Source organism: uncultured Flavonifractor sp. (assembly GCF_944385615.1).
Classification (GTDB): domain Bacteria; phylum Bacillota; class Clostridia; order Oscillospirales; family Oscillospiraceae; genus Flavonifractor.
The window spans coordinates 149,873-175,396 of the sequence record NZ_CALWXV010000001.1; the positions used below are offsets into that span (position 1 = coordinate 149,873).

20 protein-coding genes and 2 tRNA genes are annotated in these 25,524 nt (G+C 57.1%); 15 read left to right on the top strand and 7 right to left on the bottom strand.

Annotated elements, in window-relative coordinates; all coding sequences use genetic code 11:
• Positions 1-90: 90 nt before the first annotated feature.
• From Q0J75_RS00755 to Q0J75_RS00765, 3 genes are read right to left on the bottom strand one after another with little or no spacing between them, the layout of a single operon-like run.
• Entirely contained in the window at positions 91-1,923 is a 1,833-nt protein-coding gene (locus Q0J75_RS00755) for an alpha-amylase family glycosyl hydrolase (protein WP_363315692.1), read from the bottom strand.
• Positions 1,920-2,891, bottom strand: coding sequence for a carbohydrate kinase family protein (locus Q0J75_RS00760; protein ID WP_297195870.1), 972 nt, complete (start codon positions 2,889-2,891; stop codon positions 1,920-1,922). The genes Q0J75_RS00755 and Q0J75_RS00760 overlap by 4 nt, the downstream gene beginning before the upstream one ends.
• A gap of 24 nt (positions 2,892-2,915) precedes the next feature.
• Positions 2,916-3,629, bottom strand: a complete 714-nt coding sequence (locus Q0J75_RS00765; RefSeq protein ID WP_297195871.1) for a DUF624 domain-containing protein — start codon at positions 3,627-3,629, stop codon at positions 2,916-2,918.
• A 292-nt stretch (positions 3,630-3,921) separates the two neighbouring features.
• Between Q0J75_RS00765 and ugpC the strand changes: the two genes are divergently transcribed.
• From ugpC to Q0J75_RS00795, 6 genes are all read left to right on the top strand, one after another.
• The gene (gene ugpC, locus Q0J75_RS00770) at positions 3,922-5,022 is read left to right on the top strand and encodes an ABC transporter ATP-binding protein (RefSeq protein ID WP_297195872.1); all 1,101 of its coding nucleotides are present in this window, start codon (positions 3,922-3,924) and stop codon (positions 5,020-5,022) included.
• Positions 5,023-5,100: 78 nt separating this feature from the next.
• Positions 5,101-5,979, top strand: a complete 879-nt coding sequence (locus Q0J75_RS00775) for a helix-turn-helix transcriptional regulator (RefSeq protein ID WP_297195873.1) — start codon at positions 5,101-5,103, stop codon at positions 5,977-5,979.
• A gap of 361 nt (positions 5,980-6,340) precedes the next feature.
• The gene (locus Q0J75_RS00780) at positions 6,341-7,624 is read left to right on the top strand and encodes an ABC transporter substrate-binding protein (RefSeq protein ID WP_297195874.1); all 1,284 of its coding nucleotides are present in this window, start codon (positions 6,341-6,343) and stop codon (positions 7,622-7,624) included.
• Positions 7,625-7,640: 16 nt separating this feature from the next.
• Positions 7,641-8,537, top strand: coding sequence for a carbohydrate ABC transporter permease (locus Q0J75_RS00785; protein ID WP_297195875.1), 897 nt, complete (start codon positions 7,641-7,643; stop codon positions 8,535-8,537).
• Between the two features lie 15 nt (positions 8,538-8,552).
• Entirely contained in the window at positions 8,553-9,392 is an 840-nt protein-coding gene (locus Q0J75_RS00790) for a carbohydrate ABC transporter permease (RefSeq protein ID WP_363315693.1), read from the top strand.
• A 169-nt stretch (positions 9,393-9,561) separates the two neighbouring features.
• Positions 9,562-11,748, top strand: a complete 2,187-nt coding sequence (locus Q0J75_RS00795; protein WP_297195876.1) for an alpha-galactosidase — start codon at positions 9,562-9,564, stop codon at positions 11,746-11,748.
• Positions 11,749-11,808: 60 nt separating this feature from the next.
• Here the strand turns inward: Q0J75_RS00795 and Q0J75_RS00800 are convergent, their stop codons facing one another.
• A complete protein-coding gene (locus Q0J75_RS00800; protein ID WP_297195877.1) occupies positions 11,809-12,666 on the bottom strand; it encodes an AraC family transcriptional regulator in 858 nt (285 codons plus the stop codon).
• A 135-nt stretch (positions 12,667-12,801) separates the two neighbouring features.
• Here Q0J75_RS00800 and Q0J75_RS00805 point away from each other — a divergent pair, with 135 nt between their 5' ends.
• From Q0J75_RS00805 to Q0J75_RS00825, 5 genes are all read left to right on the top strand, one after another.
• Positions 12,802-14,721, top strand: coding sequence for a BMP family ABC transporter substrate-binding protein (locus tag Q0J75_RS00805; RefSeq protein ID WP_297195878.1), 1,920 nt, complete (start codon positions 12,802-12,804; stop codon positions 14,719-14,721).
• 1 nt (position 14,722) lies between these two features.
• Entirely contained in the window at positions 14,723-15,313 is a 591-nt protein-coding gene (locus tag Q0J75_RS00810; protein WP_297195879.1) for a metallophosphoesterase family protein, read from the top strand.
• A gap of 238 nt (positions 15,314-15,551) precedes the next feature.
• Entirely contained in the window at positions 15,552-16,385 is an 834-nt protein-coding gene (locus Q0J75_RS00815; protein ID WP_297195880.1) for a LytTR family DNA-binding domain-containing protein, read from the top strand.
• 484 nt (positions 16,386-16,869) lie between these two features.
• Positions 16,870-19,137, top strand: coding sequence for an eCIS core domain-containing protein (locus tag Q0J75_RS00820; RefSeq protein ID WP_297195881.1), 2,268 nt, complete (start codon positions 16,870-16,872; stop codon positions 19,135-19,137).
• Between the two features lie 35 nt (positions 19,138-19,172).
• Complete coding sequence (locus Q0J75_RS00825; protein ID WP_297195882.1) at positions 19,173-19,673, top strand: YbjN domain-containing protein; 501 nt, start codon at positions 19,173-19,175, stop codon at positions 19,671-19,673.
• 183 nt (positions 19,674-19,856) lie between these two features.
• Here Q0J75_RS00825 and Q0J75_RS00830 read toward each other — a convergent pair whose 3' ends face one another.
• Positions 19,857-21,077: a DUF1266 domain-containing protein gene (locus Q0J75_RS00830; RefSeq protein WP_297195883.1), complete on the bottom strand. Its 1,221-nt coding sequence runs from the start codon at positions 21,075-21,077 to the stop codon at positions 19,857-19,859.
• Positions 21,078-21,406: 329 nt separating this feature from the next.
• Between Q0J75_RS00830 and Q0J75_RS00835 the strand changes: the two genes are divergently transcribed.
• Entirely contained in the window at positions 21,407-21,604 is a 198-nt protein-coding gene (locus Q0J75_RS00835; protein ID WP_297195884.1) for a hypothetical protein, read from the top strand.
• A 19-nt stretch (positions 21,605-21,623) separates the two neighbouring features.
• Complete coding sequence (locus Q0J75_RS00840; protein WP_297195885.1) at positions 21,624-22,607, top strand: tyrosine-type recombinase/integrase; 984 nt, start codon at positions 21,624-21,626, stop codon at positions 22,605-22,607.
• Positions 22,608-22,717: 110 nt separating this feature from the next.
• Here the strand turns inward: Q0J75_RS00840 and Q0J75_RS00845 are convergent.
• Both Q0J75_RS00845 and Q0J75_RS00850 read right to left on the bottom strand, forming a co-directional pair.
• A tRNA-Met gene (locus Q0J75_RS00845) sits at positions 22,718-22,794 on the bottom strand.
• A 3-nt stretch (positions 22,795-22,797) separates the two neighbouring features.
• Positions 22,798-22,884: transfer RNA gene (locus Q0J75_RS00850), tRNA-Leu, on the bottom strand.
• Between the two features lie 375 nt (positions 22,885-23,259).
• On the opposite strand from Q0J75_RS00850, the gene prfB reads away from it, so the two are divergent.
• A complete protein-coding gene (gene prfB, locus Q0J75_RS00855) occupies positions 23,260-24,381 on the top strand; it encodes a peptide chain release factor 2 (RefSeq protein WP_297195886.1) in 1,122 nt (373 codons plus the stop codon).
• 27 nt (positions 24,382-24,408) lie between these two features.
• Positions 24,409-25,515 carry a glycosyltransferase gene (locus tag Q0J75_RS00860; protein ID WP_297195887.1) on the top strand — a complete coding sequence of 369 codons (1,107 nt, stop codon included), beginning with the start codon at positions 24,409-24,411 and terminating at the stop codon, positions 25,513-25,515.
• Positions 25,516-25,524: the final 9 nt, after the last annotated feature.

Sequence of the window (25,524 nt, forward strand, 5' to 3'; positions counted from 1 at the left end):
AGCCGGTGGGCAAGCTTGTAATGACCTAAAAAACAGACGTGTGGAACACCATGCAGGTTATTCCACACGTCTGTTTTTATATAGATCGGATCACTTTTTCAGCCACAGGAAACCATAGCCGGGAAGGGTCAGGAACCCGCCGTCCACCTTCTGCCCGCTTACCAGATCGGTCCACCCATGTTCGGGGCAACGGGCGGACTGGGGATGTTCTGAGAAATTGAAGAGGGCCACCAGTTCTTCCCCGCCATACCGGCGGCAGATCGCCAGAACGGAGCGGTTTTCGGGCTCCAACAGGCTGACCTCTGCATCGGCCCGGAATACTTGCTCCCGCCCGCGGATGGTCTCCAGCCGCCGCAGGCCCTGGAAAATCCGGCCGGGGACGGTGCTCTCATCCCGGCACAGGGCAGCCTGATCCCACTGGAAATTTCCACGGTGGAGATAGCGGCTGTCATCGACCTTGGCCGGGTCCCCGTGGTAATTGTAATCGTTGAGTCGTCCCAGCTCATCCCCGCTGTAAAGGACGGGGATTCCGCTTTGAGAGAGCATCCAGGCGTGGAGCATAAGGTCGCAGCGGATGGCCCGCTCCAAGGCGTTGTGGTCGCCGCTGACCAGGGCGCTCTCTACGCCGCAGAGGGAGGCGGTGGTACCGCACAGCCGGGCATCTCCCAAGCGGGGGTCGTCGTTGTAGAGCTCTCCCCGGGACCAGCTGCCCGGCCACCGGCCGGTAAACCAGTCGTTGAGATACTTCTTATGGGGGACTTCTCCCTGCCCCTGCCACTGGGCCAGCCAGGAATAGTCCAATCCCCAGCCAATGTCGTCATGGCAGCGGAGGTAATTCTGGAACAAATAGGTCCGGGGCAGGGCACAGACCTGCTCCATCTGGTGGCGGAGCAGCCCCACGTCCCGGGTGGCCACCGTGCTCCAGGTGGTGCACATGGTGGTCACATTGTAGAGCATATCGCACTCGGGCCGCTCCGGGGTGCCGAAGTAGGGCGCCACCTTGGAGGGTTCCATGACCACCTCTCCCAGCAGCAGTACACCGGGGCACACTACCTGGCAGGCCAGGTGAATCAAGCGCACCAGGGTGTGGACCTGGGGCAGGTTGCGGCAGTTGGTCCCTAGTTGCTTCCAGATGTAGGGCACTGCATCCAGCCGGATCACGTCCATGCCCCGGTTGGCCAGATACAGCAGGTTTTCCGTCATGTCGTTGAGGACCATGGGGTTGCTGTAATTCAAATCCCATTGGAAGGGATAGAAGGAGGTCATGACCACCTTACCGCAGTCGGGGAGATAGGTAAAGTTTCCCGGAGCGGTGGTGGGAAACACCTGGGGAACGGTCCACTCAAACTGGTTGGGGATATCCCAGTTGTCATAGAAAAAATAGCGGCTGCGGGCCACCGGGTCTCCGGCCCGGGCAGCTTTGGCCCAGGGGTGCTCCTCGCTGGTGTGGTTGAGCACAAAGTCCAGGCAGAGGGCGATGCCGTTTTCCCGGCAGGCGTCGGCCAGAGTCTCCAGATCCTCCATGGTGCCCAGATCGGGACGCACCTTGCGGAAGTCGGACACGGCATAGCCGCCGTCGCTCTTTCCCTCCGGGGAATCCAGCAGGGGCATCAGGTGGAGATAGTTGATGCCGCACTCCTTCAGATAGGGCAGCTTCTCCTGTACGCCGGGCAGGGTCTTGGCAAAGCAGGAGGGATACAGCATCATGCCCAGCATCTCGCTGGAGCGGCACCAGTCGGGGTTTGCCAGCCGCCTCTCGTCCTGCTCCCGCAGGGCGGGCTTCCGCTGGTCCAGAGAGCGCTCCAGCATCCCTAGGAAATAGGAAAACGAATCCCAGTTATCCCCATAGAGAGAGGCATAGAGGCCCCACATCTCATCCTGGCAGGGCAAAAGCCGCGCCTCAAACAATTCGTGGCTGTTCACTGTGCGGCCCCTCCTTTTCCGGTCAATACCTCGTCCAGCACCGGCATGGCGGGAATGGCGCCCGGCCGGGTGCAGGTCAGGGCCGCGGCCCGGTTGGCAAAGTCCAGCTCACCCTCCAGCTGCTCCGGGGTAAGGCCCTCTAACCCGTCGGCCAGGACCAGTCGGGACAGCAAAGCCCCCAGGAAGGTGTCCCCGGCGCCGTTGGTATCCGCCACCTGGACGGTTTGAGCCGCCACCTGTCCGGTGTGGCTGCCCAGGCGGTAAAAGCTGCCGCCCTCTCCCAGGGTGACCACGATCAGCGGGGTACCGTATTTTTCATAAATAAGGCCGGTGCCCGCCTCCAGATCTTGGCTGCCTGTGAGCAGTTCCAGCTCTACCTCTGCCACCTTGAGCACATGACACAGGGACAGCGGCTCCTTCATCCGCTCCACGGCAGTTTCCTGGTCCGGCCATAGGTTGGCCCGGTAGTTGGGGTCGTAGCTCAGGAGGATACCCATATCCCGGGCGGCCTGTGCCGCCCCCAGGGTGGCGCTCCGAGCGGGCTCCGCCGTCAAGCTGACCGAACCGAAATGGAGAAACACCGGCCGCTCCTGATAGGCGTTCAGGGCCTGTACCGCCTCCTGCTGTGTGAGCTGGGTGTCCGCGCCGGAGGTGCGGTAGAAGGCAAAGCTCCGCTCCCCGGAGGGGTCCACACTCACTACGGCCAGGGTGGTGAGAAACTGCTGGCTTTCATACAGTCCGGTCACATCGACCTGATTGCGGCTGAGGGTCTGCTTGATGGATGTACCAAAAGCGTCCCGCCCTACTTTGCCGATAAAGGCAGCTTTCGCCCCCAGACGGGCAGCGGCCACCGCCACATTGGCGGGCGCGCCGCCGGGAAACGCGGCGTAGTGGCAGATATGCGCGGAATCCTCCGCGGTTTGGGTCAGGTCGATCAGGGCCTCACCCACAGTTACAATTTCTGGCATGTTCTTCCACCTTCTCTGGTTAGATTAAGATATGGTATCGGACTCCTCTTCCTGATACGTCTCCGCCGGGGCAGGACAGTAGTCCCGCAGCAGGGTGCGCAGGAAGAAGTTGGACAGCAGACAGGGCACAGAAAAGCCCAGCGACAGCACATAGATCAGGCTGATGGGCAGCTCCAGAATCCCGAAGAGCAGCAGGCCGTACCCTACGATTGCGGCCACGATGGGCCGGAGGGGTTTGCCCAGCCCCAGGAGCAAGGCCATGCGGAGGGCGGGGCGGAACTTCATCCCCGTACTCAGAGCGCCATACAGGCAGCCCGACGAGAGCAGCGTCACCAGAAGGATGGTGGAGCAGACCAGGAAGGGGAGAAACATAACCGGGTTTCCGGCTGCCTGCATCAGATAAAAATAAGCGCCGTAGCAGGAGGCCGCCAGCGGGAGGGCGGTGAGGAAAAAGGCGCCGTAGGCCTGCTTCCAGAAGGTACGAAAAGCGGTGCGGTAGTCATAAAAGCACAGCACCGGCTGGTCCAGCATCATTTTGCGGATCACCTGATTCATGGCAAAAAACGCCGGAGGGATGGTGACCATTGGGATACAGGAGACCACAAATAACAGATTCAAAAGAAAGATGGACCCTACCTCCAGCTGGATGATCTGGAGCAGACGGGCCGGGCCGGTTTTTTCCGGCTCATCCGGGCGGATGCCCGGGCCCGGAGTATTGTAGTCTTTGCGGAAAAACAAACGGATCCTTCCTTTCTCCATATCCTTATCAGCGTGAACATATCATACTGGGCCGGGCAATTCAATAGCAATAAACTGACAAGGAAGGTAATTTGATGATATACCCGGTTTTGAAATGGTAAAAATCATCTTTTTACCGAGGCTATCAACATTTTACTGTTGCGAAGGAAAAACACCCATGCTATCCTAAGTGCCAAAGAAACCCGTTCGGGCATGAACCGGCCAATAGGCTGGGCAATATCATCAATAAATTACCCTATCGGTCATATAAAAAATTTGGAGGTCAAGGATCATGGCAAGCATTACGTTCAAGCACGTCAATAAAACCTACCCCGGCAATGTGACCGTTGTCCCCGATCTGAATCTGGAGATCCAGGACAAGGAATTCGTGATTCTGGTCGGCCCTTCCGGCTGCGGCAAGTCCACCACCCTGCGGATGATCGCCGGTCTGGAGGATATCACCAGCGGCGAGCTGTACATTGGGGACCGCCTGGTCAATGATGTGGCCCCCAAGGACCGGGATATCGCCATGGTCTTTCAGAACTACGCCCTCTATCCCCACATGACGGTCTATAAAAACATCGCCTTCGGCCTGCTCCAGCAGAAGGTGCCCAAGGACGAGATCGACCGCCGGGTCCACGAGGCGGCTCGGGCGCTGGATCTGGAGAGCCTGCTCAACCGTAAACCCAAGGCGCTCTCCGGCGGCCAGCGGCAGCGTGTCTCTCTGGGCCGCGCCATGGTGCGTAACCCCGCCGTGTTCCTGCTGGACGAGCCTCTGTCCAACCTGGACGCCAAGCTCCGTACCACCATGCGCTCTGAGATCAGCCGCCTGCACAAGCGTTTGCAGACCACCTTTGTCTACGTCACCCACGACCAGACCGAGGCCATGACCATGGGCGACCGCATCGTGGTTATGAAGGATGGCGTTATCCAGCAGAACGACGCTCCCCAGGTGCTCTACGATTATCCCTGCAATCTGTTTGTGGCCGGTTTCATCGGCTCTCCCCAGATGAACTTCCTGGATGCCGTCATCAGCAAGCAGGGCGACGGGTATGCGGCCCAGGTATGCGGCTCCACTGTGGCGCTGCCCCCCCGCATGAATGAGGCGGTGGCTCCCTATGTAGGCAAGACCGTGGTGCTGGGTATCCGTCCCGAGGATATCATCGCGGTGGATGCCGGCCAGGGCGCCGGGTCCGGCATGACCTCCACGGTAGAGATCGCCGAGCTCATGGGCGCTGAGATCAGCCTGCATGTGGACTGCCAGGGCAGCCGGATGGTGATCCGCACCGAGCCCACCTTCAAGGGCCGGGAGGGCGACACCGCCATGTTGACTTTCAAGACGGAGAAGATCCACCTCTTCGATAAGGAGACCGAGCAGGCTATTGCGCACTGAGTACAAAGACAGACCCATCGGCCAAAGGGACAGGAGGCGGTTTTTATCCGCTCCTGTCCTTTTTTGGAGGAACACCATATGATTTCCAATCCAGCAAAAGAGCGGGAGGTTCGTCCCGCTCCGCCCGACCCGGCACTGGACGGTCTGCTGACCCTATCTTCCGCCCAGGTCCTCGTTCTGGCCTCCGGCGGTTGCCACAGCGGCTACGCCGGGGATCTGTGCTGCTGCCTTCTTGCCGCAGTTCAGGGCGCTCTGACTGCCTCCTCCTATGCCCAGAGCCATATTCTGGCGCCGGGCCAGGCGCTGGCACTCTACCAGTGCGGAGAGTTCTCCATACAATCTGTAGGGGAGGGTGTGTGTATGCTGGTCCAGCTTCAGGGGGATCTGCCCGGGCGGCTGCTGGCCAGCCGTCTGACCGACAGCGCTGCCTTCTTTCCCAGAGGCGGCGCGGCGGTGCGGGAGGCAGTCCTGTCTCTGTCCGTTCTGGAGGACGAGCACGCTCTGGTGAGCGGAACCGCTGCCTCCTCTTATGCCTACACCATGCTGACCAATCTGATCAGCGGACCTTCTTCTGAGGCAGTCATTGGACAGGGAGAGCCGCTTTCCCCCCTTGTGGAGGCGGCGGTGGGCATCATTCAGGAGGAGTTTCCCTTTCTGGAGGGATTGGATGAGCTGGCCGAGCGGCTGGAGGTATCCAAAGCCCATTTGATTCGGACCTTTACCAAACAAACGGGTATCTCTCCCGGGCGGTATATCACCCACACACGGGTGGAGTACGCCAAGCTCCTGCTCCGGGGAGTGGACCCTTCCATCACCTATGTGGCGGAGGCCTCCGGCTTTGCCAACGCTAACTATTTCGCCAAAGTGTTCCGCCGGGAAACCGGTATGTCACCCAGCGAATACATGGAAATCACGCCACGGAAGGAGCCGCCCAAGCGGGACCCCTTCTTGTGGTAGGAGACCATTTACAGCACATTTTGATATATTGAATCCTGTAGTTTTTTGAAGTTTGTTGGGCGAAATTTGGGGGTGGTTATTACATCTTCCTAATAGATTCCAGACTATTTCGTCTTGTTGCATAAAATATAACCTCTAAAAATCGATATTTTAACGAAAATGGTTCAAATACACCTAAATGTCATTTGATATGCTCGTAAGGTGTATTATGTGATGTTTAGGTATATTTTAATGGTACACTTTCATTTACAGTTTATCCATATTTATTATATGATGAATACAATTTTACGGCGCCTTTACCGGTGCCGCCGCGAACGCGGAAGAAGAAAAAGAGAAGAAGAAAAAGAGGAGGAGAGACGTCATGAAAAAGGTACCACGGGTGTTGGCTCTGCTGCTGGCAGCAGTGCTGATACTGCCGCTCTCCGGATGTGGCGCGTCAGATGGAAAGACCCATTTGACATTCCAGATCTGGGACGTGGCCCAGAGAGACGGTATGCAGGCCATGTGTGATGCGTATACCGCCAATGTGAACCCCAATGTGGTGATTGAGGTCCAGGTCACCAGCTGGAGCGAGTACTGGACCAAGCTGGAGGCCGCCGCCGAAAGCAATACCCTGCCGGATCTGTTCTGGATGCACACCGATCAGATCCTCTACTATTCCGAGTTCGGGATGCTGGCCGATGTCACCGACCTGTTTCACTATGAGGAGCACTACAGCGAGATCTCCATCAGCAACGCCCAGGGTACGGATGGCCGGATGTACGGCGTGCCCAAGGATAAGGACAATGTCTGTCTGGTCTACAACCGGGAGATGTTTGACGCCGCCGGGGTGGCCTATCCCGACGAGACCTGGACCTGGGACGATCTGACCGCCGCCTCCCAGGCCATCTATGACGCCACCGGCAACTACGGCTATATGGCCTACAGCGATGAGCAGCTGGGTTATCACAACTTTGTCTATCAAAACGGCGGCTGCATCCTGACTGAGGACAAGACCAAGGGCGGCTTTGACCAGGAGGCTACCCGGGAGGCTGTGAAATTCTATGTAGACCTGCAAAGCTATGACTGGTGCCCCACCCAGACTTACTTTGCGGAGACCACCCCCGGCACCGCCTTTTTCTCTGAAAAGGGGGCCATGTTCCTGGAGGGCAGCTGGAATCTGCTGTCTGAGATGAGCAATTATCCCGATATGGTAGGCAAGTGGGACGTAGCGGTGCTGCCCGCCGCCCCCAATCCGGCAAGCGGCGACGGCCGGGCCACCATCTCCAACGGTCTGACCTATGCCACCGGCGCCCACGGCAAGAATCTGGACATTGCCCTCGATGTGCTGAAGTACTTCGCCGGTGAGGAAGCCCAGCGGATTCAGGGCGAATCCGGCGCGGCCATTCCCGCCTATGAGGGACTGGAGGAGACCTGGATCAGCGCCTTCGATCAGTTTGATTATGATTTGGATCTGGAAGCGATTATGAGCCAGTTTGACTACTGCGTGCAGTACGTCAACAACTCTGCCCGTCCCAAGTGGAAGAGCGGTGTGGTGGACATTATGAACAGCATCTACAACGGTTCGGTGGATATTGATACCGGTCTGGACAACATCCAGAACCTCATCAACACCGAGACCGCCAAGAAGCTGGCCGATTCTTAAGAGGAGGGGTGACATTATGGGAAAAAAGATAATGAGGCTGTCTGCCGCCGCCCGGCGGGAGGAGCGCTGGGGTTATCTGATGATCGCCCCCACCATTATCGGCCTGGTCATACTGAACCTGTGGCCGTTTATTCAGACCATCTACACCAGCTTCTGTGAGCATCTGGGTTTTGGTAACTACAAGTTTATTGGCATTGACAACTATGTGGAAATGTTCCAAAATCCCGAGGTGTGGCGGGCGACCTGGAACACCATCCTGTTTTGTATCCTGACCGTACCCGTGGGCCTGTTCCTGTCCCTGCTGGTGGCCATGATGCTGAACGCCAAGATCAAGGGCAAGGGCCTGTTCCGAACCATCTTCTTCCTGCCCATGGTCTGCGCCCCTGCCGCTGTCACCATGGTGTGGCGCTGGATCTTCAACAGCGACTACGGCATCCTCAATCAGCTGCTGGGTACCCACATCAACTGGATCACCGACTCCCACTTTGTCATGATCGCCTGCGCCATCGTGGCCATCTGGAGCAACATCGGCTATGACGCGGTACTGCTGCTGGCCGGCCTGCAGAATATCTCCAAGTCTTACTATGAGGCCGCCGAGATTGACGGCACCAGCAAGGTCAACCAGTTTTTGCAGATCACTCTGCCCATGGTTTCCCCCACGCTGTTTGTGGTCATGATTATGCGCCTGATGTCTTCCGTCAAGGTCTACGATCTGATTTACATGATGGTGGAGGACACCAACCCCGCCCTGACCAGCGTACAAAGCCTGATGTATCTGTTCTACCGTGAGACCTTTGTGGCCGGCAGCCGCGGCTCCGGCGCCGCCATTGTTGTGTGGACCGTGGTCCTCATCGGTATCATCACGATCATTCAGTTTGTTGGCCAGAAGAAGTGGGTCAATTATGATGTGTAAGGGAGGGGAATACCGATGAAACAAAGCTCTATGCGCAATATGAAACGGCTGACCACCATCCTTACATATGTATTCCTGATCCTGGGCGCCGTAATTATGATCTTCCCCTTCGTGTGGATGATCCTGACCAGCTTCAAAACCCAGACCGAAAGTATGCAGATCCCTCCTGTGATCTTTCCCTCTCAGTGGAATCTGGATAACTTCGTGGACGCGGTGGCTTCTCTGCCCTTTGTAAACATGTATGTCAATACCGCTCTGATGATCCTGTTCCGGGTGATCTGCGCGGTGGTGTTCAGCTCCATGGCGGGCTATGCCTTTGCCAAGCTGAAATTCAGAGGGAAGAATATTCTCTTTGCCCTGATTCTGGTGCAAATGTCCCTCCCCTCTCAGATTTTTATCCTGCCCCAGTATCAGATGGTGGCAAAGCTGGGGATGGCCAACTCTATCTTCGCTCTGGTGTTTCCCGGTATCGTCTCCGCTTTCGGTACCTTCTTCCTGCGGCAGACCTACATGGGCATCCCCAACGAGATCGGCGAGGCTGCCTGTCTGGATGGGTGCAATCAGTTTGAGACCTTTATCAAGGTGATGTTCCCCCTCACCGGCACCTCGGTGGCCGCCCTGACCATTTTCACCGCCGTGTTTGCGTATGGCGATCTGATGTGGCCTCTGGTGGTCAATTCCGACCTGAACATGATGACCCTGTCCTCCGGTCTTGCCACCCTGCGGGGTCAGTTCTCTACCAACTTCCCTGTCCTCATGGCGGGCAGCCTGCTGGCCATGCTGCCCATGGTGATTCTGTATATGATTTTCCAGCGCCAGTTCATCGAGGGCATTGCCAATACCGGCGGAAAATAATCTGTCCGTTTTTGCCTGACGCGACAGCCTCAGCACGGGCTTTTGACCAACCTGCCGGGGCTGTCGCGGTTTCTTATAAAATTTAAGGTAGCTATTGAATCTTACTGGAATATCGCTTAGAATGGTTGGGTTGTATTCCACATAGATTTTTCTTTGCGAGGAGTCTTTTATGATTATCCAAGATGACAAGAAGCGGCTCTTTACCCTACAGACCCGCAATACCACCTATCAGCTCAAAGCGGACCAGAATGGGGTCCTGCTCCACACCTATTACGGGCCTAAAGTCCAGGGCGGCGATCTCTCCCGGCTGATCCGGTTTGCCGACCGTGGCTTTTCTCCCAATCCAAACGAGGTGGGGAATGACCGCACCTATTCTCTGGACACGCTGCCCCAGGAATACTCCGGGTCGGGCGCGGGCGATTTCCGCCTATCCTCTCTGGAGCTGGAGCTGCCCGACGGCAGCTATGTGGCGGATTTGCGCTATGTAGACGCAAAGCTGCAAAGCGGGAAGTATAAGCTGGAGGGCCTGCCCGCCTTCTTTGGCTCCGATGAAGACGCGGACACGCTGGTTATCACGATGGAGGACGCGGCCGCCCATGTCCGGGTAGAGCTGCTTTACGGCGTATTTGAGGCCTATGACCTGATTACGCGAGCGGTCCGAATCGTGAACTGCGGCGATAAGCCGGTTCGGCTGCGCCGGGCCGCCTCTCTGTGCCTGGATTTTCCCAGCGCCGATTTGGATTTCATCACCTTTGACGGCGGCCATGTGAAGGAACGCAGCCTGCACCGGACCCATCTGCGCCACGGTATCCAGTCGGTGGGCAGCATCCGGGGAATCTCCAGCCACCAGCACAACCCCTTTGTCATGCTGTGCGAGCCCGGCGCTGACGAAGAGCACGGGACTTGCTATGGGGCTGCATTGCTGTACAGCGGCAACTTTGAGGCCTCTGTGGAGCGCTGCCAGTTTGAGGACGCCCGCCTGACCCTGGGTATCCACCCCTACCACTTCTGCTGGACCTTGGAGCCCGGCCAGGCTTTTACCGCCCCGGAAGCGGCGCTGCTCTGCTCTCCCGATGGCTTTGGCCAGATGAGCCGGCAGTTCCACCGGGCCATTCGTGCCCACCTGCTCCGGGACGTCTGGCAAAACCGGCGTAAGCCTGTGCTGGTCAACAGCTGGGAGGCCTTCTATTTTGACTACGACCATGAGCGGCTGCTCCGGTTTGCCAAGGAATCCGCCGCGCTGGGCGTGGAACTGTTTGTGCTGGACGACGGCTGGTTCGGCCATCGGGACGACGACTCCAGCAGTCTGGGCGACTGGTGGGTCAATGAGAAAAAGCTGCCCGGCGGTCTGGGTGCGCTGACGGCGGAGATCAACCAGCTGGGCATGGAGTTCGGCCTGTGGGTCGAGCCGGAAATGGTCAGCGAGGACAGCTGCCTTTACCGGGAACACCCGGACTGGGTGCTCAATCCCAGCGACCGGCCCTGTACCCGGGGCCGCTATCAGCTGGTGCTGGACTATACCCGGGAAGAGGTCCGGGATTACATCTTCCAGGCCCTTCAGAAGCTGCTGGATAACGCCAATGTCTCCTATCTGAAATGGGATATGAACCGGGCGCTGACACAGGTTTGGTCTGCCGCACTGCCCGCCGAGCGGCAGGGTGAGGTTTATCACCGTTTTGTGCTGGGCGTCTATGACCTGCTGGAGCGGATCCGGCAGGCTAACCCCAACACCTTGATCGAGGGTTGTTCCGGCGGCGGCGGCCGATTTGACATGGGTATGCTGTACTATACCCCCCAGATCTGGTGCAGCGACAACACAGACGCCATCGACCGCCTCTCCATCCAGTACGGTACCTCCTTTGCGTATCCCCCCTCCACCATGGGGGCCCATGTCTCTGTCGTACCCAATGAGCAAACCGGCCGAAGCGTACCCATGGAGACCCGCGCTACTGTGGCCATGTCCGGTACCTTTGGTTATGAGCTGGACCTGGGCGCGCTGCCCGAGCAGGAGAAGGATATGGTGGTCCAGCAGATCCAGGCGTACAAGGAGAGCTATGATCTGATCCAGACCGGGGATTACTACCGTCTGTCGGCGCCCACGCCCGACGGAGCGCCCACCGCCTGGCTTCATGTCTCCACCGACCGCCGGACGGCGCTGCTGTGCGTGGTGGCCGGACAGACCCATGCCGGCCCGCCCTTCCGTCAGGTGAAGCTGCGGGGCCTGGACCCCACCCTTCAGTACCGGCTGACCGGCGACGATACTCCGTGGCCCGGCGATGTGCTGATGCAGGCTGGCTATCCCCTTCCCATGCTGGAAGAATATCACTGTCTCCGCCTCTGGCTGAAAGCAGAATAAGCAAAAGAGAGCTGGCCACTGATGATTCTGCGGCCAGCTCTCTCTTTACCAGCGGTTTGCTTACGCGTGGTGCTTTCTGTTTTGGGTGCGCCACTTCTGGGGCGGGGTGCCATAGTGCTTTTTGAAGGCGCGGGAGAAGTGAAATTGGTTGGAGTATCCGCACCGGATGGCAATCTCACTGATGGGCGCGTTGCTGCTGCACATCAGCTCGGTTGCTTTGGCCAGCCGTACGCGGATCAAAAACTCCTGAGGCGGACAGCCCACATTTTCCTTGAACAGTTTGCTGAAATAACTGCGGTTGAGGCGGCAGGCGTCGGCCACCTCCTCTACCGTCAGATTCCGCTGATAATTCTGCTCAATATAGGTGACCGCTTCCTGAATGTAGAAATCCTTGAGCTGGTTCTCTTGGGCGCTCACCCGGGTAGCGGAGGACTGCATCAGCGCATCCACAAACAGATACAGGTAGCCGATCAGATGGAGGGCGGAGGCCTGGGGGTGCTCGGCAATGTAGAGCATCAGGTCCCGGACCCGGGCGCTTTGGGTCTCATCGTCGGCCCGGTAAATGGGCTGAGCCGCAGTCAGCCCGGCATAGCGCAGGGATTCCGAGGCCCGCAGACCATCAAATTCCACCCAGACATATTTCCATGGATGGGCTTCCTCCGCGAAATAGGTGTTGATGAGGCCGGGGCAGATCAAAAATCCCTGTCCGGCCTGAAGCTCATACCGGCGTGTGGTCACCCCATCCTCTGCGGTGGCGTCCAACGAGCCCCGTCCGGAAATCACATAGTGGAACAGGTAGTGATTGCGGATGAATGGCCCGAAGGATTGCAGGGGAGCGCACTGTTCATAGCCATATTGATAGATACGCAGGTCCAAAAAGTTTTCATTGGGAAAGATGGAAAAGGAGAAATCCTTCATCCGGCGCCCCTCCTCATGATGTAAAGATATTTGTCTTTAGTATAGCATAAACGCGGCGGAAAGGCACATGATTTCTTAACAGAGCATATCATTTTGTTTCCCAAAGAGAAGCAAGGGCAGGAAAGGAGATCAGCCATGCCCAGGTTATACTATAAAGAAGCGCAGCGGCGTGCCCAAAAGGAGTTTCGCGCCTGCACCTCCCGGGGTGAATATCCCTATCCACCTGTTCTGGACGATTTTGTTTCCAGAGACCAGCTCAACCGCGGGGTCAATCTGGGCACGGTCCAGATTCCACTGGAGTTCGTGGTGGGCACCTGCACCGATATCCGGACCAACGCCTTTGCCCGAAATTTTATGCCGCTGTTGGAGGAAGATTCGGAATTTGCTACCAAATGGCAGGCGCTTTGCCAGGCCCATGTGGAGGAGGGCATCCGGGACCCCATCAAGGTTTACGAGTATATGAACCGTTACTATGTCCAGGAGGGCAACAAGCGGGTCAGTGTACTGAAATTTTTTGGCGGTGATGTGGTCACCGCCTCTGTGATCCAAATCCTCCCGGAGCGCAATGAGACGCCCGAATCCCAGCTCTACTATGAGCTGCTGGAGTTCCGCCGTCTCAGCCAGATCAGCTATGTGGAGTTTTCCAAGCCGGGCAGTTACCTTCGGCTCCAGGAGCTGATGGGGAAGGCCCCTGACGAGCCGTGGACCGAGAATGAGCGCCGGGATTTTTCTGCGGCCTATTACTCCTTCCGTCAGGCCTATGAGGCCCATGGAGGGAACCGTCTGTCCTCCACGGTTGGCGACGCCATGCTGGCGGTGATCCAGGTCTATGGCTATCCGGCGCTTTACAGCAAGACCCCGTCCGAGATCTTCCAGCTGGTGTCCAAGGCCTGGGAGGAAATCGTCCTACAGCAGGAAAAGGACCCCATTGATATCAAGCTCACACCGGAGGTAAAAAAGCCTGGACTGCTGTCCAAGGTATTCTCAACAGGCGAAAAAGGCGCCATGCGGGTGGCCTTCATCCATGACAAGACCCCTACGGAATCCGGCTGGACCAACAGCCACGAGCAGGGGCGGCTCCATGTCCAGCGGGTGTTTGGCGACGCCATCCAGACCACTCCCTATTTTAACGCTCTGGAGTCCGATCCGCTGGCCGTCATCCAGCAGGCCATCGCCGACGGCAATACTATTATCTTTACCACCTCTCCCCGGTTGCTGCCCGCCTCACTCCGGGCGGCGGTAGAGCAGCCCAAGGTCACCATTCTGAACTGTTCTCTCAACAAGTCCCACCGGTATATCCGCACCTATTACGCCCGGATGTACGAGGCCAAGTTTATCATCGGGGCCATTGCGGGCAGCCTGGCCGGTGTGGACAATGTGGGTTATCTGTGCGACTATCCCATCTATGGTCAGATTGCCGGTATCAATGCCTTTGCTCTGGGGGTGCAGATGGTAAATCCCCGCACCAAGGTCTATCTGGAGTGGTCCACGGTGGGCGGAGCGGAGGCCGCTATCCGCAGGCTGACCGACCGGAATATCCGGCTGATCTCCTCCCGCGATCTGACCCGGAAGGGGGACCGGAGCTGGACCAGCTTTGGCCTGTCCCTGATTTCCGAGAAGGACCGGGTGATCCTGGCGGCTCCCGTATGGCAGTGGGGGGTCTATTATGAGGCCATGCTCCGCCGTATCCAGGACAAATCCTTTCAGACCGAGTATGAGGAAAGCGGGAAGGCCCTGAACTATTATTGGGGCATGCCCTCCGGCGTGGTGGCCCTCCATTGTACTGATAAAGTGCCGCCCAGCACCCAGAAGCTGGCCGAACTGCTGCAAAACTCCATCCAGGCCGATCTCTACTATCCCTTCAGAGGCAAGCTTTACGCCCAGAACGGGAAGGTTTTGGAGGGGGATCTGACCCCGGAGCAGATCATCTGTATGGACTGGCTGGCGGAAAATATCGTGGGTTCCATCCCGGAATACGATGAGCTGAGTGAGACAGGCAAGGCCACCGTGGATCTGGTGGGTGTAGAGATTATTTCAAAAGATAAGCGGGGATGATATGAAAATTTTAGCCATCTCTGACGTGACTGCAAAATATTACTTTGATTTCTATAAGCCGGGCAAACTGGACGGGATCGATCTGATCCTGTCCTGCGGCGACCTTCATCGGGAATATCTGGAGTTTTTAGTCACGATGTCCAACCGCCCGGTCCTCTATGTGCATGGCAACCATGACGAGTGCTATGACCAATTTCCGCCTCTGGGCTGTACCTGTATCGACGACATGATCTATGTCCACCAGGGGGTCCGTATTTTGGGACTGGGCGGGTCCCACCGCTACCGGGACGGAAAATATATGTACACGGAAGCTCAAATGCGCTGGCGTATCCGCCGCCTGTGGTTTCAGCTGCGCAAGTACAAGGGGTTTGATATTTTGGTCACCCACGCCCCGGCACGGCATATCAACGATTTTGAGAGCATCTCCCACCGGGGGTTTTCCTGCTTTGTGGACCTTTTGGAAAAGTATAAGCCCAAGTATTTTCTCCATGGCCACATCCATCAAAACTATGGAATACATATTCCCCAGAAGACCATTCGGGGAGAGACCACCATCATCAACAGCTACGACCATTGCGAGTTTGAGTTTTGAATCTGCCCCTGTGGTCAAACGGTCCCCAGCGTGTCCATGGTGGGCGACACCAGGATTTATCAATTCGGACTTGAAATTGAGATGAAAATCCTGCATAGTATAGATTACAGATCGTAGATATGGCGGATATGCTCCCGGAACAGGAGCAGGCGCTTGCCGGTCAGCCCGTCCTGGCCTGGGACCCTGCCGAGCGGGCGCATTTCTGTGCCTGGTGTACAGGAATGGAGGAGAGCGGGCAATGCTGAAGGACACGGCGCTTCAAATTTTAGACCAGACCAGATCGGTCCTGGAATCCTACTGGCAGGGCAACTGTGAAGAGATCCTGACATACTTTGCAGAGGACTCCACCTGGATCGGCGCACAGTTGGAACAGTTTTACCAAGGAAAGGTCCACATTGCCCAGGCCATCCGCCAGATTTCCGCTGAAATGAAGCCCTGTTATCTGCTGCACCAGGAGTACAGGCTGGTACATAGAGATAAAAACAGCTGTACCGTTATGGGAAAATACCTGGCCACCACCGACGAAACGGCGGAGTATTTTTTACAGGGTTGGCAGCGGGTCACCTTCCTTTGGGTTTTGGAGGACGAGATACCCAAAATCCGGCACTGCCATGTGTCAAATCCCATTGGTGAATTGAAGGTGGCAAAAGGAGAGGCCTTTGTCAACACCATCGGAAAAATGGCTTATCAATTTCTCAAGCTGCACCAACAGGCGACGCACAGCAAGCAGCGGATCATGGTTTTGGACCGCAGCGATACCATGCACTTTATCTCTCCCTATGAGATTGCCTACGCCACGGCGGACCGCCACAATACCAATATCGTTCTCATCCATGGACAGGAGATCTTTGCCCGTCTCAAAATCACCGATCTGCTGGAGCAGGCCGACGGTGGGCTGGTGGCCATTCACCGCAGCCACCTGGTCAACCCGTTTTATGTGAGCCATCTGGAAAAGCAGACAGCTGTTTTGCGCAGCGGGGTTCGTCTGCCCATTCCGGAAAAAAAGTATACGGAGATCCGGGAACGGCTCCAGGCCGTTTTTTCCGCTCCATCGGAGACATCTGAACCTTAGGGCTTGCTTGAAAAAATAACGGGTCAATTCCCGGGCCTTTTTTGCTGACCATATACCCTTCAGGGGGTATATGGTTAGTTTAGACTTACAAACGTTTTTCGTGATGTGATATCCGTCTTTGGTGCGGATTATATTGACTGCTTTTTCTTTTTACGATATAGTTTATGAAACAGCAGGGAAAACTGAAAGGCCCACAAGGCTATGGGAACATCCATGCTATCCGCAGAGCCAACGGGTCAAAGGAATCATTGACAGATAACCCCTGGCCGGACCAGGTTTCCTGTGCAGTTGCCTTGACGCAATTGGAGGGGTATATTTTGTAGCGTTTTTATGGGCTGGATGTGCCTTTTGTACTCCGTGCCATACCTCAGGAGGATCATCTATGTATAAAAGTACACAGCGAAAGAAGCAGCATGTTCCCTCTAAAGGTACAGAGGGCGGCATGTCTCCTTATATGTTTGGACCTGCAGGTATCCCTAACTCCATGTTGATGTCTGCACACGGAGATGAACCCTTTGGCGCTTTATCTTCTCAGGCGCTGAAAGACCAGATCCTCGCTCGCCAGCCCGGTGCACAGCCCCACAGCCAGGCTCAGATCCCCCAGGCGGAAAGCGAGGCCGACCGGTTGTCGGCTTCGGTCACCGCTACTTCGCCGGATGCAGTCAAGGCTGATCTGGGCCGCCGTCTGGGAGCGGACTTTTCCGGTGTGCGCTTCCACACCGACGCTGATGCACAATCAAGGGCGGCAGCCATGGATGCCCGGGCTTTCACCAGCGGCTCGGATATTTACTTTGGCCCAGGTGGATTTGATCCCACTATTGCCGCCCACGAGCTGGTCCATACGGTTCAGCAGGGTGCGGTGGACAGCGGTACTGCTACCCTCTCCACCCCTGCCGGTGGAGTGCAGATGTGGCCCTGGAGCAAGAAAAAAGAGACGGGCGGCGCCACCGACAACCGGGGATTTTTCGACAAGCTTTTTGATAAAATAAAACGGCCCACAAAGTCCATCGTTGACTGGGCCGAGCGCCGTACCGGCCATCAGGTCGACCCGGCGGAAAATGAGGAAATACCCCTGGGCCTGGACGAATTTTTTGAACAGGATCTCACAGCCCCCGCGTCCCAGCCCCAAAAGCCGAAAAAATGGTGGCAGCGGGCCGGAGGTTGGATCAAGAAGAAGGCCTCCTCCGCCCTGGAGTGGGGTAAGGACAAGGTGGCCGGTCTCATTACTTCCGCCAAGCGGAAAAATGATGAGGCGGTGGACCAGTTCAACAGCTTTGGGGAGGACTATCAGAGTATGCCGCTGCACCAGCGCATCCTATGGACCCTCAAAAATCCCCTGGCACGCCTGACTGCATCCCGCCGTAAGAAGGGCACCGCAAAGCGGGCCGCGCACAGAGCGGATATTGAGGCCAAGGCGGCGGAGTACGCTGCTTCCCTGAGGGGCCGGGACCAGCTGGCGGCCCGAGCCCGGCGGGGCGAATTGCCGGAGGAGGATTCCACCCAGGAGGAAACTGCGGCCGCCCCGGCGGAGGATGTTGAGGAGAAGTCCGCTCAGGTCAAGGGTGCTCAACCTGAAGCGGCTCAACCAAAGGCTGCCCAGCCCGAAACCGCTGGAGAGGAGGACGAGGAAGAGGAGGATACCTCCCTGGCCAATCTCTTTATGGAGCATGGCGATACGATAGCCGGGCAGTTCTCCGGGGATCTGGATGCCCACAATGAATTTCTGGAGTCCGGCGGAACAAAGGGGGAGAAGATGTCTACCTTTGGCCAGTATGCCGGTATGCTGGAAAACGGTTTAAACGTGATTAACTCTTTCAAGGAGACCGATGAACATTTGAGAAATGCCAGAGAGCGGGCGGCCATGGGAGACAGCGTGGGCGCCGTGTCCAGCCGGTTCCGGGCAGTTGGCAGCGGCCTTAGCGGCATCAGTTCGGGCGCCACCTTTGGCCAGTATGCCGCTCTGGGCAAGGCTCCGGGTCTGGACCCCGTCTCCGCGGTTGCTGGTGCCGCCAGCAACTTTGCTACCGGCACGGCGGATACCATAGACGCTGTTGACGCTGGAAAGCGCATGAGCCGGATGAAGACCGCCCAGGCAGCTTTGGAGGCAAAGCTGGCCGCCGGCGAAAAGTTGGGGGCCGATGACGAACTGATGCTCCGCATGGCCAGACAGGGTCGGGGTATCGCCAAGTCGGACACCGTTCAGTATGGCTCTGCCGCGGCAGGGAATTTCATCCAGGGAGTGGGTGGAGTCATCACCGCCACCGGCGCCGGAGCTCCTGTGGGCAAAGTGCTGACCACCTTGGGAAGCGCCACAACAAAAATTGGTGCCAGTGTGGCGGACGGTCAGCGTAAACAAGTGCGTACACAGGTGGCCAACGAGGAGTTTAACATTGATAAGCGCATAGAGCGTTATCTGAAAGAGCATCGCGGCATCAGCCGCCACGATGCCAAGCAAATTGTGCTAAAGGGCTTGGGATTCCGCTCCGGAAAGCGCAGCGAGGCCTTTGCCCAGGGCACCATTCAGCGGATCGATCAGGGATTTGCGGCGGAACAGGCGGGCAACACCCAGATGGGCGCCTTCTTTGATGCTCTGAGCGTGCCCCAGGTCAATGGAGCCCGCAGCCGCAACCTGGCAGGCAACCGTTTGGGCCTGCGGGGCGAGGGCGAGTTGGAGGACCGCAAGGAGGCAATCGCCAGAAGCCGCGATTTTGTCAACCCCTTCCGGAGAAAACGGCGGAAAGGGGCCTCTTGACCGGTACATTGTGCTATATGTGAAAGGATGGAACCATGGAGCAGGAAAAATACAGAGCGATCATGGAGTATCTGGAGAATTTCTCTCAAAAGATAGGCACCGAGTCCCACCGGGAGACACTGGGAAATGGCGTGGAGCTACTTTCCTTTCTGTCCGCCGTCAACGAGGACGGGTCCGGATTGATCTACTTTCAGCTGGCCCTGATTCGGGCACAGGATACGGTGGATATGGCGCAGATTTGTACCACGGTATTGCCTAAAATCGGTCAGGCGTTGCCTCAACTGGAACGGGCTATTACCATTTGGAACCAGACCAGTATTCTGGGCGGTTATGGAGTTTTCCATGAGGAGGACCAGCTCTACCACAGATACCGCCTGCCGCTGGATGACAGTGAGACCGCCGAAGTCACAGTCAACCACATCATAACCGCTGTCACCCTCATTTATGAAGAGATTTCCCGCCGCTATCAAGCGGCCAAGGCCATGGTTTCTGAAGGACTTACCTGGAAAGAGGTCCAGGCCAAGGGGCTGTCTTAATCCAAATCGTATTGAAAAGATAAAAATATACGAATCACAATAATACGGGAAAAACCAGAAATCCGCTGGAATCTTATGATTCCAGCGGATTTCTGGTTGTAGGAGAAGAGTTTATAGGGCAAAGGCCCTGCAAAATGGCTCATGGATTGATTACAGCTTATTTGAGTAACGGTTTACCGTTTGTTAAGCGGAATACTCCGGGTCCTTCTGTTCCAGGGACAGCTTCATGTTCCAGGGAAGGTGGTAGGGTCCGTTAGGCCGGGTGTGGAGATCCCAGTAGATATCTGCCCGCTGCTGTACCGAGGCCAGAGCGTTGGCGTTCCTCCCGTCGGAGAGCCGCCAGGCCGAGTATCCGTCCAAAAAGCCCTGGCACAGCTCCTCCCAGGAGTGGAAATAATGCTGCATGATAACACCCACCTCACAGGAGCGGCGGAACAGCTCCTGCCGGTTGCACCAGCCCGCCAAGTAGGCGCACCCCAGCAGCTGCATAGAGCGGCACAGCTCCCAGGCCTGTCCGCCCTGATCCACGCAATTCAGAAGCCCCGGCCCCCGGCTCATGTATTCCACCGTCTCCAGGATCCCGTTGTAATCGGTGATGTCCCAGGAACTCTTTAGGGTCTCTCTCATCATCCGCTTGGCCCCCACCACCCGGGGACAGCCCCCAATGTGGATGGTGTGGGTCTTGGCGTAGGGGAGCCCCATGGCCAGAATGGTGTAAAACTGCCCCCAGATGGCGTAGGTGCCCGTCAGCCACAGCTCCAGGTCGTTTTTTGGCTTGGTGTCCTCCGCCAGAATCCAGGTAAGCTTTTTCCCCAAAGCCCACAGCGCCACCATCACCACAAACAGACCCATATAGCAGTAGATGCCGTATTGACGGACAAAATCCTCCTGGGTCATTAAGGTCCACTTGGTGGCCTCCATGTCCACATAGTAGTCGGTGGTAGTCAGTTGGGGGGCTTCCCGGGCCAGAATGGCACGGTCCTGGTCGCTCAATTCCCAGGGCCGCCAGGTTCCCACCGGCGAACACCAGAACACCCCTTCCCAGGGTCTATACTGATCGGTTTCAATGTCGGTGTTATAGCGATAGGCTACGATCTCCCCACTGTCCAGCTGATACAGCCAATAGCATACGCCGGAGAGGTAGACCACGCCCTCCTGCTCGTCCTCCTCCTGATATTCCGGGAGGCAGATCACAAAACGATCTGTTGTCTCCATGTCCTGGATGGAACGGGCCACTGGGGTGTCTTCTGGAGCGATGCTTCCCACCGGAAGGGGCTCGTTCAACCCCTTCCACTCAGACACAATTGCCCACACCGGCCCGCTGACAAGCCAACTGCCCACAGGGAACACTGCCAGAAGGCAAAGAATCAGAGTGAGCATGCTGATGGTTTTCAGTCGCTTCATTAACATGATTTTATCCCGGCCTCTCATCAATTGATAGGATATGGTTCCCCGGTTATTTCCGCCGGATGGTCAGAAAACGAAACAGGTCGGCATCGCCGGTGGGTTGAAAGTAATCCCCCCGCAGGTCATCAACGGTCTGGACGGTTTCCAACTCCTCCGGGGGCAGGCTGTACAGATCACCGGAAGAGTATTGTGGTGGCTCAGATAATGGAGAAATTAAACAGTGATGGTCATGAGGCTGCGCTATGTATGCTACACGGATTGGTGGAGAATCCGCGATATCAGAATAAAGGAGAAACTTCAAACGAGCAGAAAGAAGGTGACCAATAGTGGCTAACATTCAAGAGCGCCGCGACAAGTCCGGCAAGCTGGTTTCCTACTCTATCCGCGTCCATCGTGGCCGGGGGCTGGACGGAAAACAACTCAAACCCTGGACGGCAACTTTTGAGGTGTCGCCCACCTGGACGGAAAAAAGCGCAAGAAAAAAGCGCAAGAAAAAAGGCCGAGGCTTTTGCCGCGACCTTTGAGAAAGAGTGCAAAGAGGGCGTGACCTCTGACAGCCGCCAGAAGTTCGCCGCTTACTGCGATTATGTAATTGAATTGAAAGAGCAACGGGGCGTGAAGCACTCTACCATAGTGAGATACAAAGAGATGACAGGACGAATCTATCCGCAGATAGGCCACATCAAGCTACGGGATCTGCGGGCCGACCACCTGAATGATCTGTACACCCTGCTGGGACAGGATGGGCAGAATAAGCGGGGCGGCAAGCTGTCGGCAAAGACAATCCTGGAGCACCACAGGCTCATTTCCACAGTGCTGGAGCAAGCGGTGAAAGAGGGCCTCGTCCCCTTCAATGTGGCCAGCCGGGCCACGCTCCCAAAGGCAGAGCACAAGGAAGTAAACTACTTCCAGCCGGAACAGGTGGCCGCCATCCGGGACGCACTGGAGCGGGAGCCAATGAAGTGGAAAACATTAGTTCACCTGTTACTCATCACCGGCGCACGGCGCGGGGAAGTGCTGGGGCTGAAATGGGACAAGGTGGACTTTGAAGGAAACCGCATTTACATCTGCAACAGCGTTCTATATTCTCCAGACGTGGGTATCTATGAGAGCACACCAAAAACAGAGCGCTCCCGGCGGTATATCACCCTGCCACCTGAGACCATGCAGCTCCTCCGCCAGTATCGGGCATGGCAGGCAGGGGAGCGGTTGCAGCTGGGGGAGTATTACCAGAACCAGGACTTTGTATTTTCCCAGGACAACGGCAAGCCCATGCACCCGGACAGCGTGACGGACTGGCTTAAGAAGTTCAGCAAGCGGCACGATCTCCCACACATCAACGCCCACGCTTTCCGGCACACAATGGCCTCCATGCTGTACTTCAACGGGGTAGACAGTGTGAGCATTTCCAAACGGCTGGGGCACGCCCAGGTCAGCACCACGGCCAATATTTATGCCCATGTGATGGAGGAGGCCGACCAGCGCAACGCCGACATTCTGTCCAGCATCTTTTTGAAAAAGGCTTGAATTTGAGAGGCGAGTTGAATTAAAGTTGAATTTCTCGACACGCCTCATTTTTGAAAATGGCAGAAAAGTAATAAAAAACACCTGATTCTCGTGGAATCAGGTGTTTTTTCTGGTTGCGGGGGGAGGATTTGAACCTCCGACCTCCGGGTTATGAGCCCGACGAGCTACCAAACTGCTCTACCCCGCGATATGGTGCCGGAGACCGGGGTCGAACCGGCACGGGATTGCTCCCACGGGATTTTAAGTCCCGGGCGTCTGCCAATTCCGCCACTCCGGCGTGGAGGGCTCCAGTCTCGCGCTCTCTCGAGTGCCTAGATAGAATACCACAGTAAGAAGAACATGTCAAGCCTAAATTTAAAAAATTCTGCGACAGAAATCGTACACATCTTTTCCGCCCGCCGGCATATACTGATACGTACATCACCGGGAAGGAGGGAACCCTATGAAACAGTACCCGCATGATGACACCATTCAGCGCGCCGGTCCCAACGGAGACGTAGACGATCTGATCTTCTGTACCGATCCGGCCTGGCCCGTCAGCAGCCGATAAAAACCGCCCGCCTTCGGGCGGTTTTTTGGTGCCCGTCTCTTTACATCGGCCCTGACGTTGGGTATAATAATATGGCTATTTTACGGAAATGAGAGTGGATCTATGTTACAGTTTGATGAATATAAGGTAAAGCTCAATAATCTGCGGCCGGAGTTGGACGAGCTGGAGCAGGCTCTGGGCCTGGAGGCCGCCCGCCGGGAGGCCGAGATGCTGGAGTCGGAGAGCGCCTCCGACGGCTTTTGGGACAACCTGGAGAAGGCCCAGAAGGTACAGCAGCGGGTGAAGAACCTGCGGGACAAGATCGAGGGACAGGAAAAGCGCAAGACCCAGTGGGAGGATTTGATGACCCTGTGCGAGCTGGGCAACGAGATGGAGGACGAGAGCCTGGTGCCCGAGGTGGAGGAGGGTTTTGCCAAGCTGGAGGCCGGTATTGAAGAGGCCAAGCTGTCCACCCTCTTTACCGGAGAGTACGACAACTCCAACGCCATCCTCACCTTCCATGCTGGCGCCGGCGGCACCGAGGCTCAGGACTGGGCTCAGATGCTCTTTCGGATGTACACCCGCTGGGCCGAGCGCCACGGCTTCACCTGCAAGACCCTGGACTATCTGGACGGCGACGAAGCCGGCCTGAAGAGCGCCACCATCCTCATTGAGGGAGAGAACGCCTACGGCCATCTGCGCAGTGAGCACGGCGTCCACCGCCTGGTGCGGGTATCCCCCTTTGATGCCAACGCCCGGCGGCAGACCTCCTTTGCTGCCATCGAGGTTATGCCCGACCTGCCTGAGGACGCCGACGTGGAGATCCGGCCCGAGGACTATGAGATGCAGGTCTTCCGCTCCTCCGGCGCCGGCGGCCAGCACATCAACAAAACCTCCTCCGCTGTGCGCCTCATTCACCACGCCACCGGCATTGTGGTGTCTTGCCAGACCGAGCGCAGCCAGTTCCAGAACAAGGACACCTGTCTGCGGATGCTGCGGGCCAAGCTGGTGGAGCTGAAAATGCAGCAGCACGCCGAGAAGATTTCCGACATCAAGGGCGTCCAGCTGAAGATCGAATGGGGCAGCCAGATCCGCTCCTATGTCTTTATGCCCTACCAGCTGGTGAAGGACAACCGCACCGGCTATGAGACCAGCAACGTCAACGGCGTCATGGACGGCGATCTGGACGGATTTATCAATGCGTATCTGAAGGCGGAGGCCACCGGTACCTGGGCGGAAAAATAAGCCGCCGGAGAAAAAGGAGAATTTGCCATGCGCAAGGTACTCTATCTGCTGAATTACGCGGGCAAGGCGGGCACGGAGCGGTATGTGGAGACCCTGGTCAAGTACCTCTCCGCCGACGGGCTGGTGCAGCCCTTCTTTGCCTACAATGAGGGCGGGCTGCTGGTGGAGCGGCTGGAGGCCATGGGGGTCCCCTGCCGCCAGATCACCATGCGCCGCCGGTTTGATACCCAGGCGGCCAAGGCGCTGGCCCAGCTGTGCTGGGAGTGGGACATTGATCTGGTCCACTGCCACTATCTGCGGGAGCACTATACCGCCCTGCTGGCCAAGAAATACAACAAAAAGATCCGGGTGGTGTACACCAACCACTTTGTGCTGGCCAACGATTTTATCACCCGGCTGTCCAACCGCTGGATGGACAAGCGGCAGGACCAGATGATTGCCGTATGCAACAAGGGCAGGGAACAGCTCATTGCCAACGGCTGGAGCGGGGACCGCATCCAGGTGATCTTCAATGCCGTGGACCCGGAGGCCTGGGAGGGGGACCGGTCAGAGTCCACCCTGCGCTCTGAACTGGGGCTGCCGGAGGACCGGTTTGTTATGCTGTGCGCTTCCCGTTTTGCCGACGATAAGGGGCATAAATACCTCATCGACTCGGTGAAGCGGCTGACCCAGCTGACAGATAAACCCTTCACTCTGGTGCTGGCCGGGGACGGCCCCCTGTTGGAGTCCTCCAAGGCTCAGGTCAAGGAGCTGGGTCTGGAGGAGCAGGTAAAGTTCATCGGGTTCCGCAAGGATATCAAAAATCTGTACAAAGGCTCCGACCTGTACGTCAATTCCTCCCAGCACGAGGCCCTGTCCTTCCTCATCATTGAGGCCATGGCCGCCGGTCTGCCGGTGATCGCCACCGATATGGGAGGCAACTCCGATATCGTCAACGATCAGGCGGGCTGTGGGCTGCTGGTGACCTATGACGACCCGGACTCCATGGCGGGGGCCATGAAGCGGTTTTTGGAGGACCCGGCCTTTACCGCGGCCTGCCGGGACCGGGCGCTGCAAACCATTCAGGAGAAATTTGAAGTCCATAAAATGGCCCAGGTCACCTATGGGGTCTATGAAAAAGCACTGCACAACTGATTCCAAGGA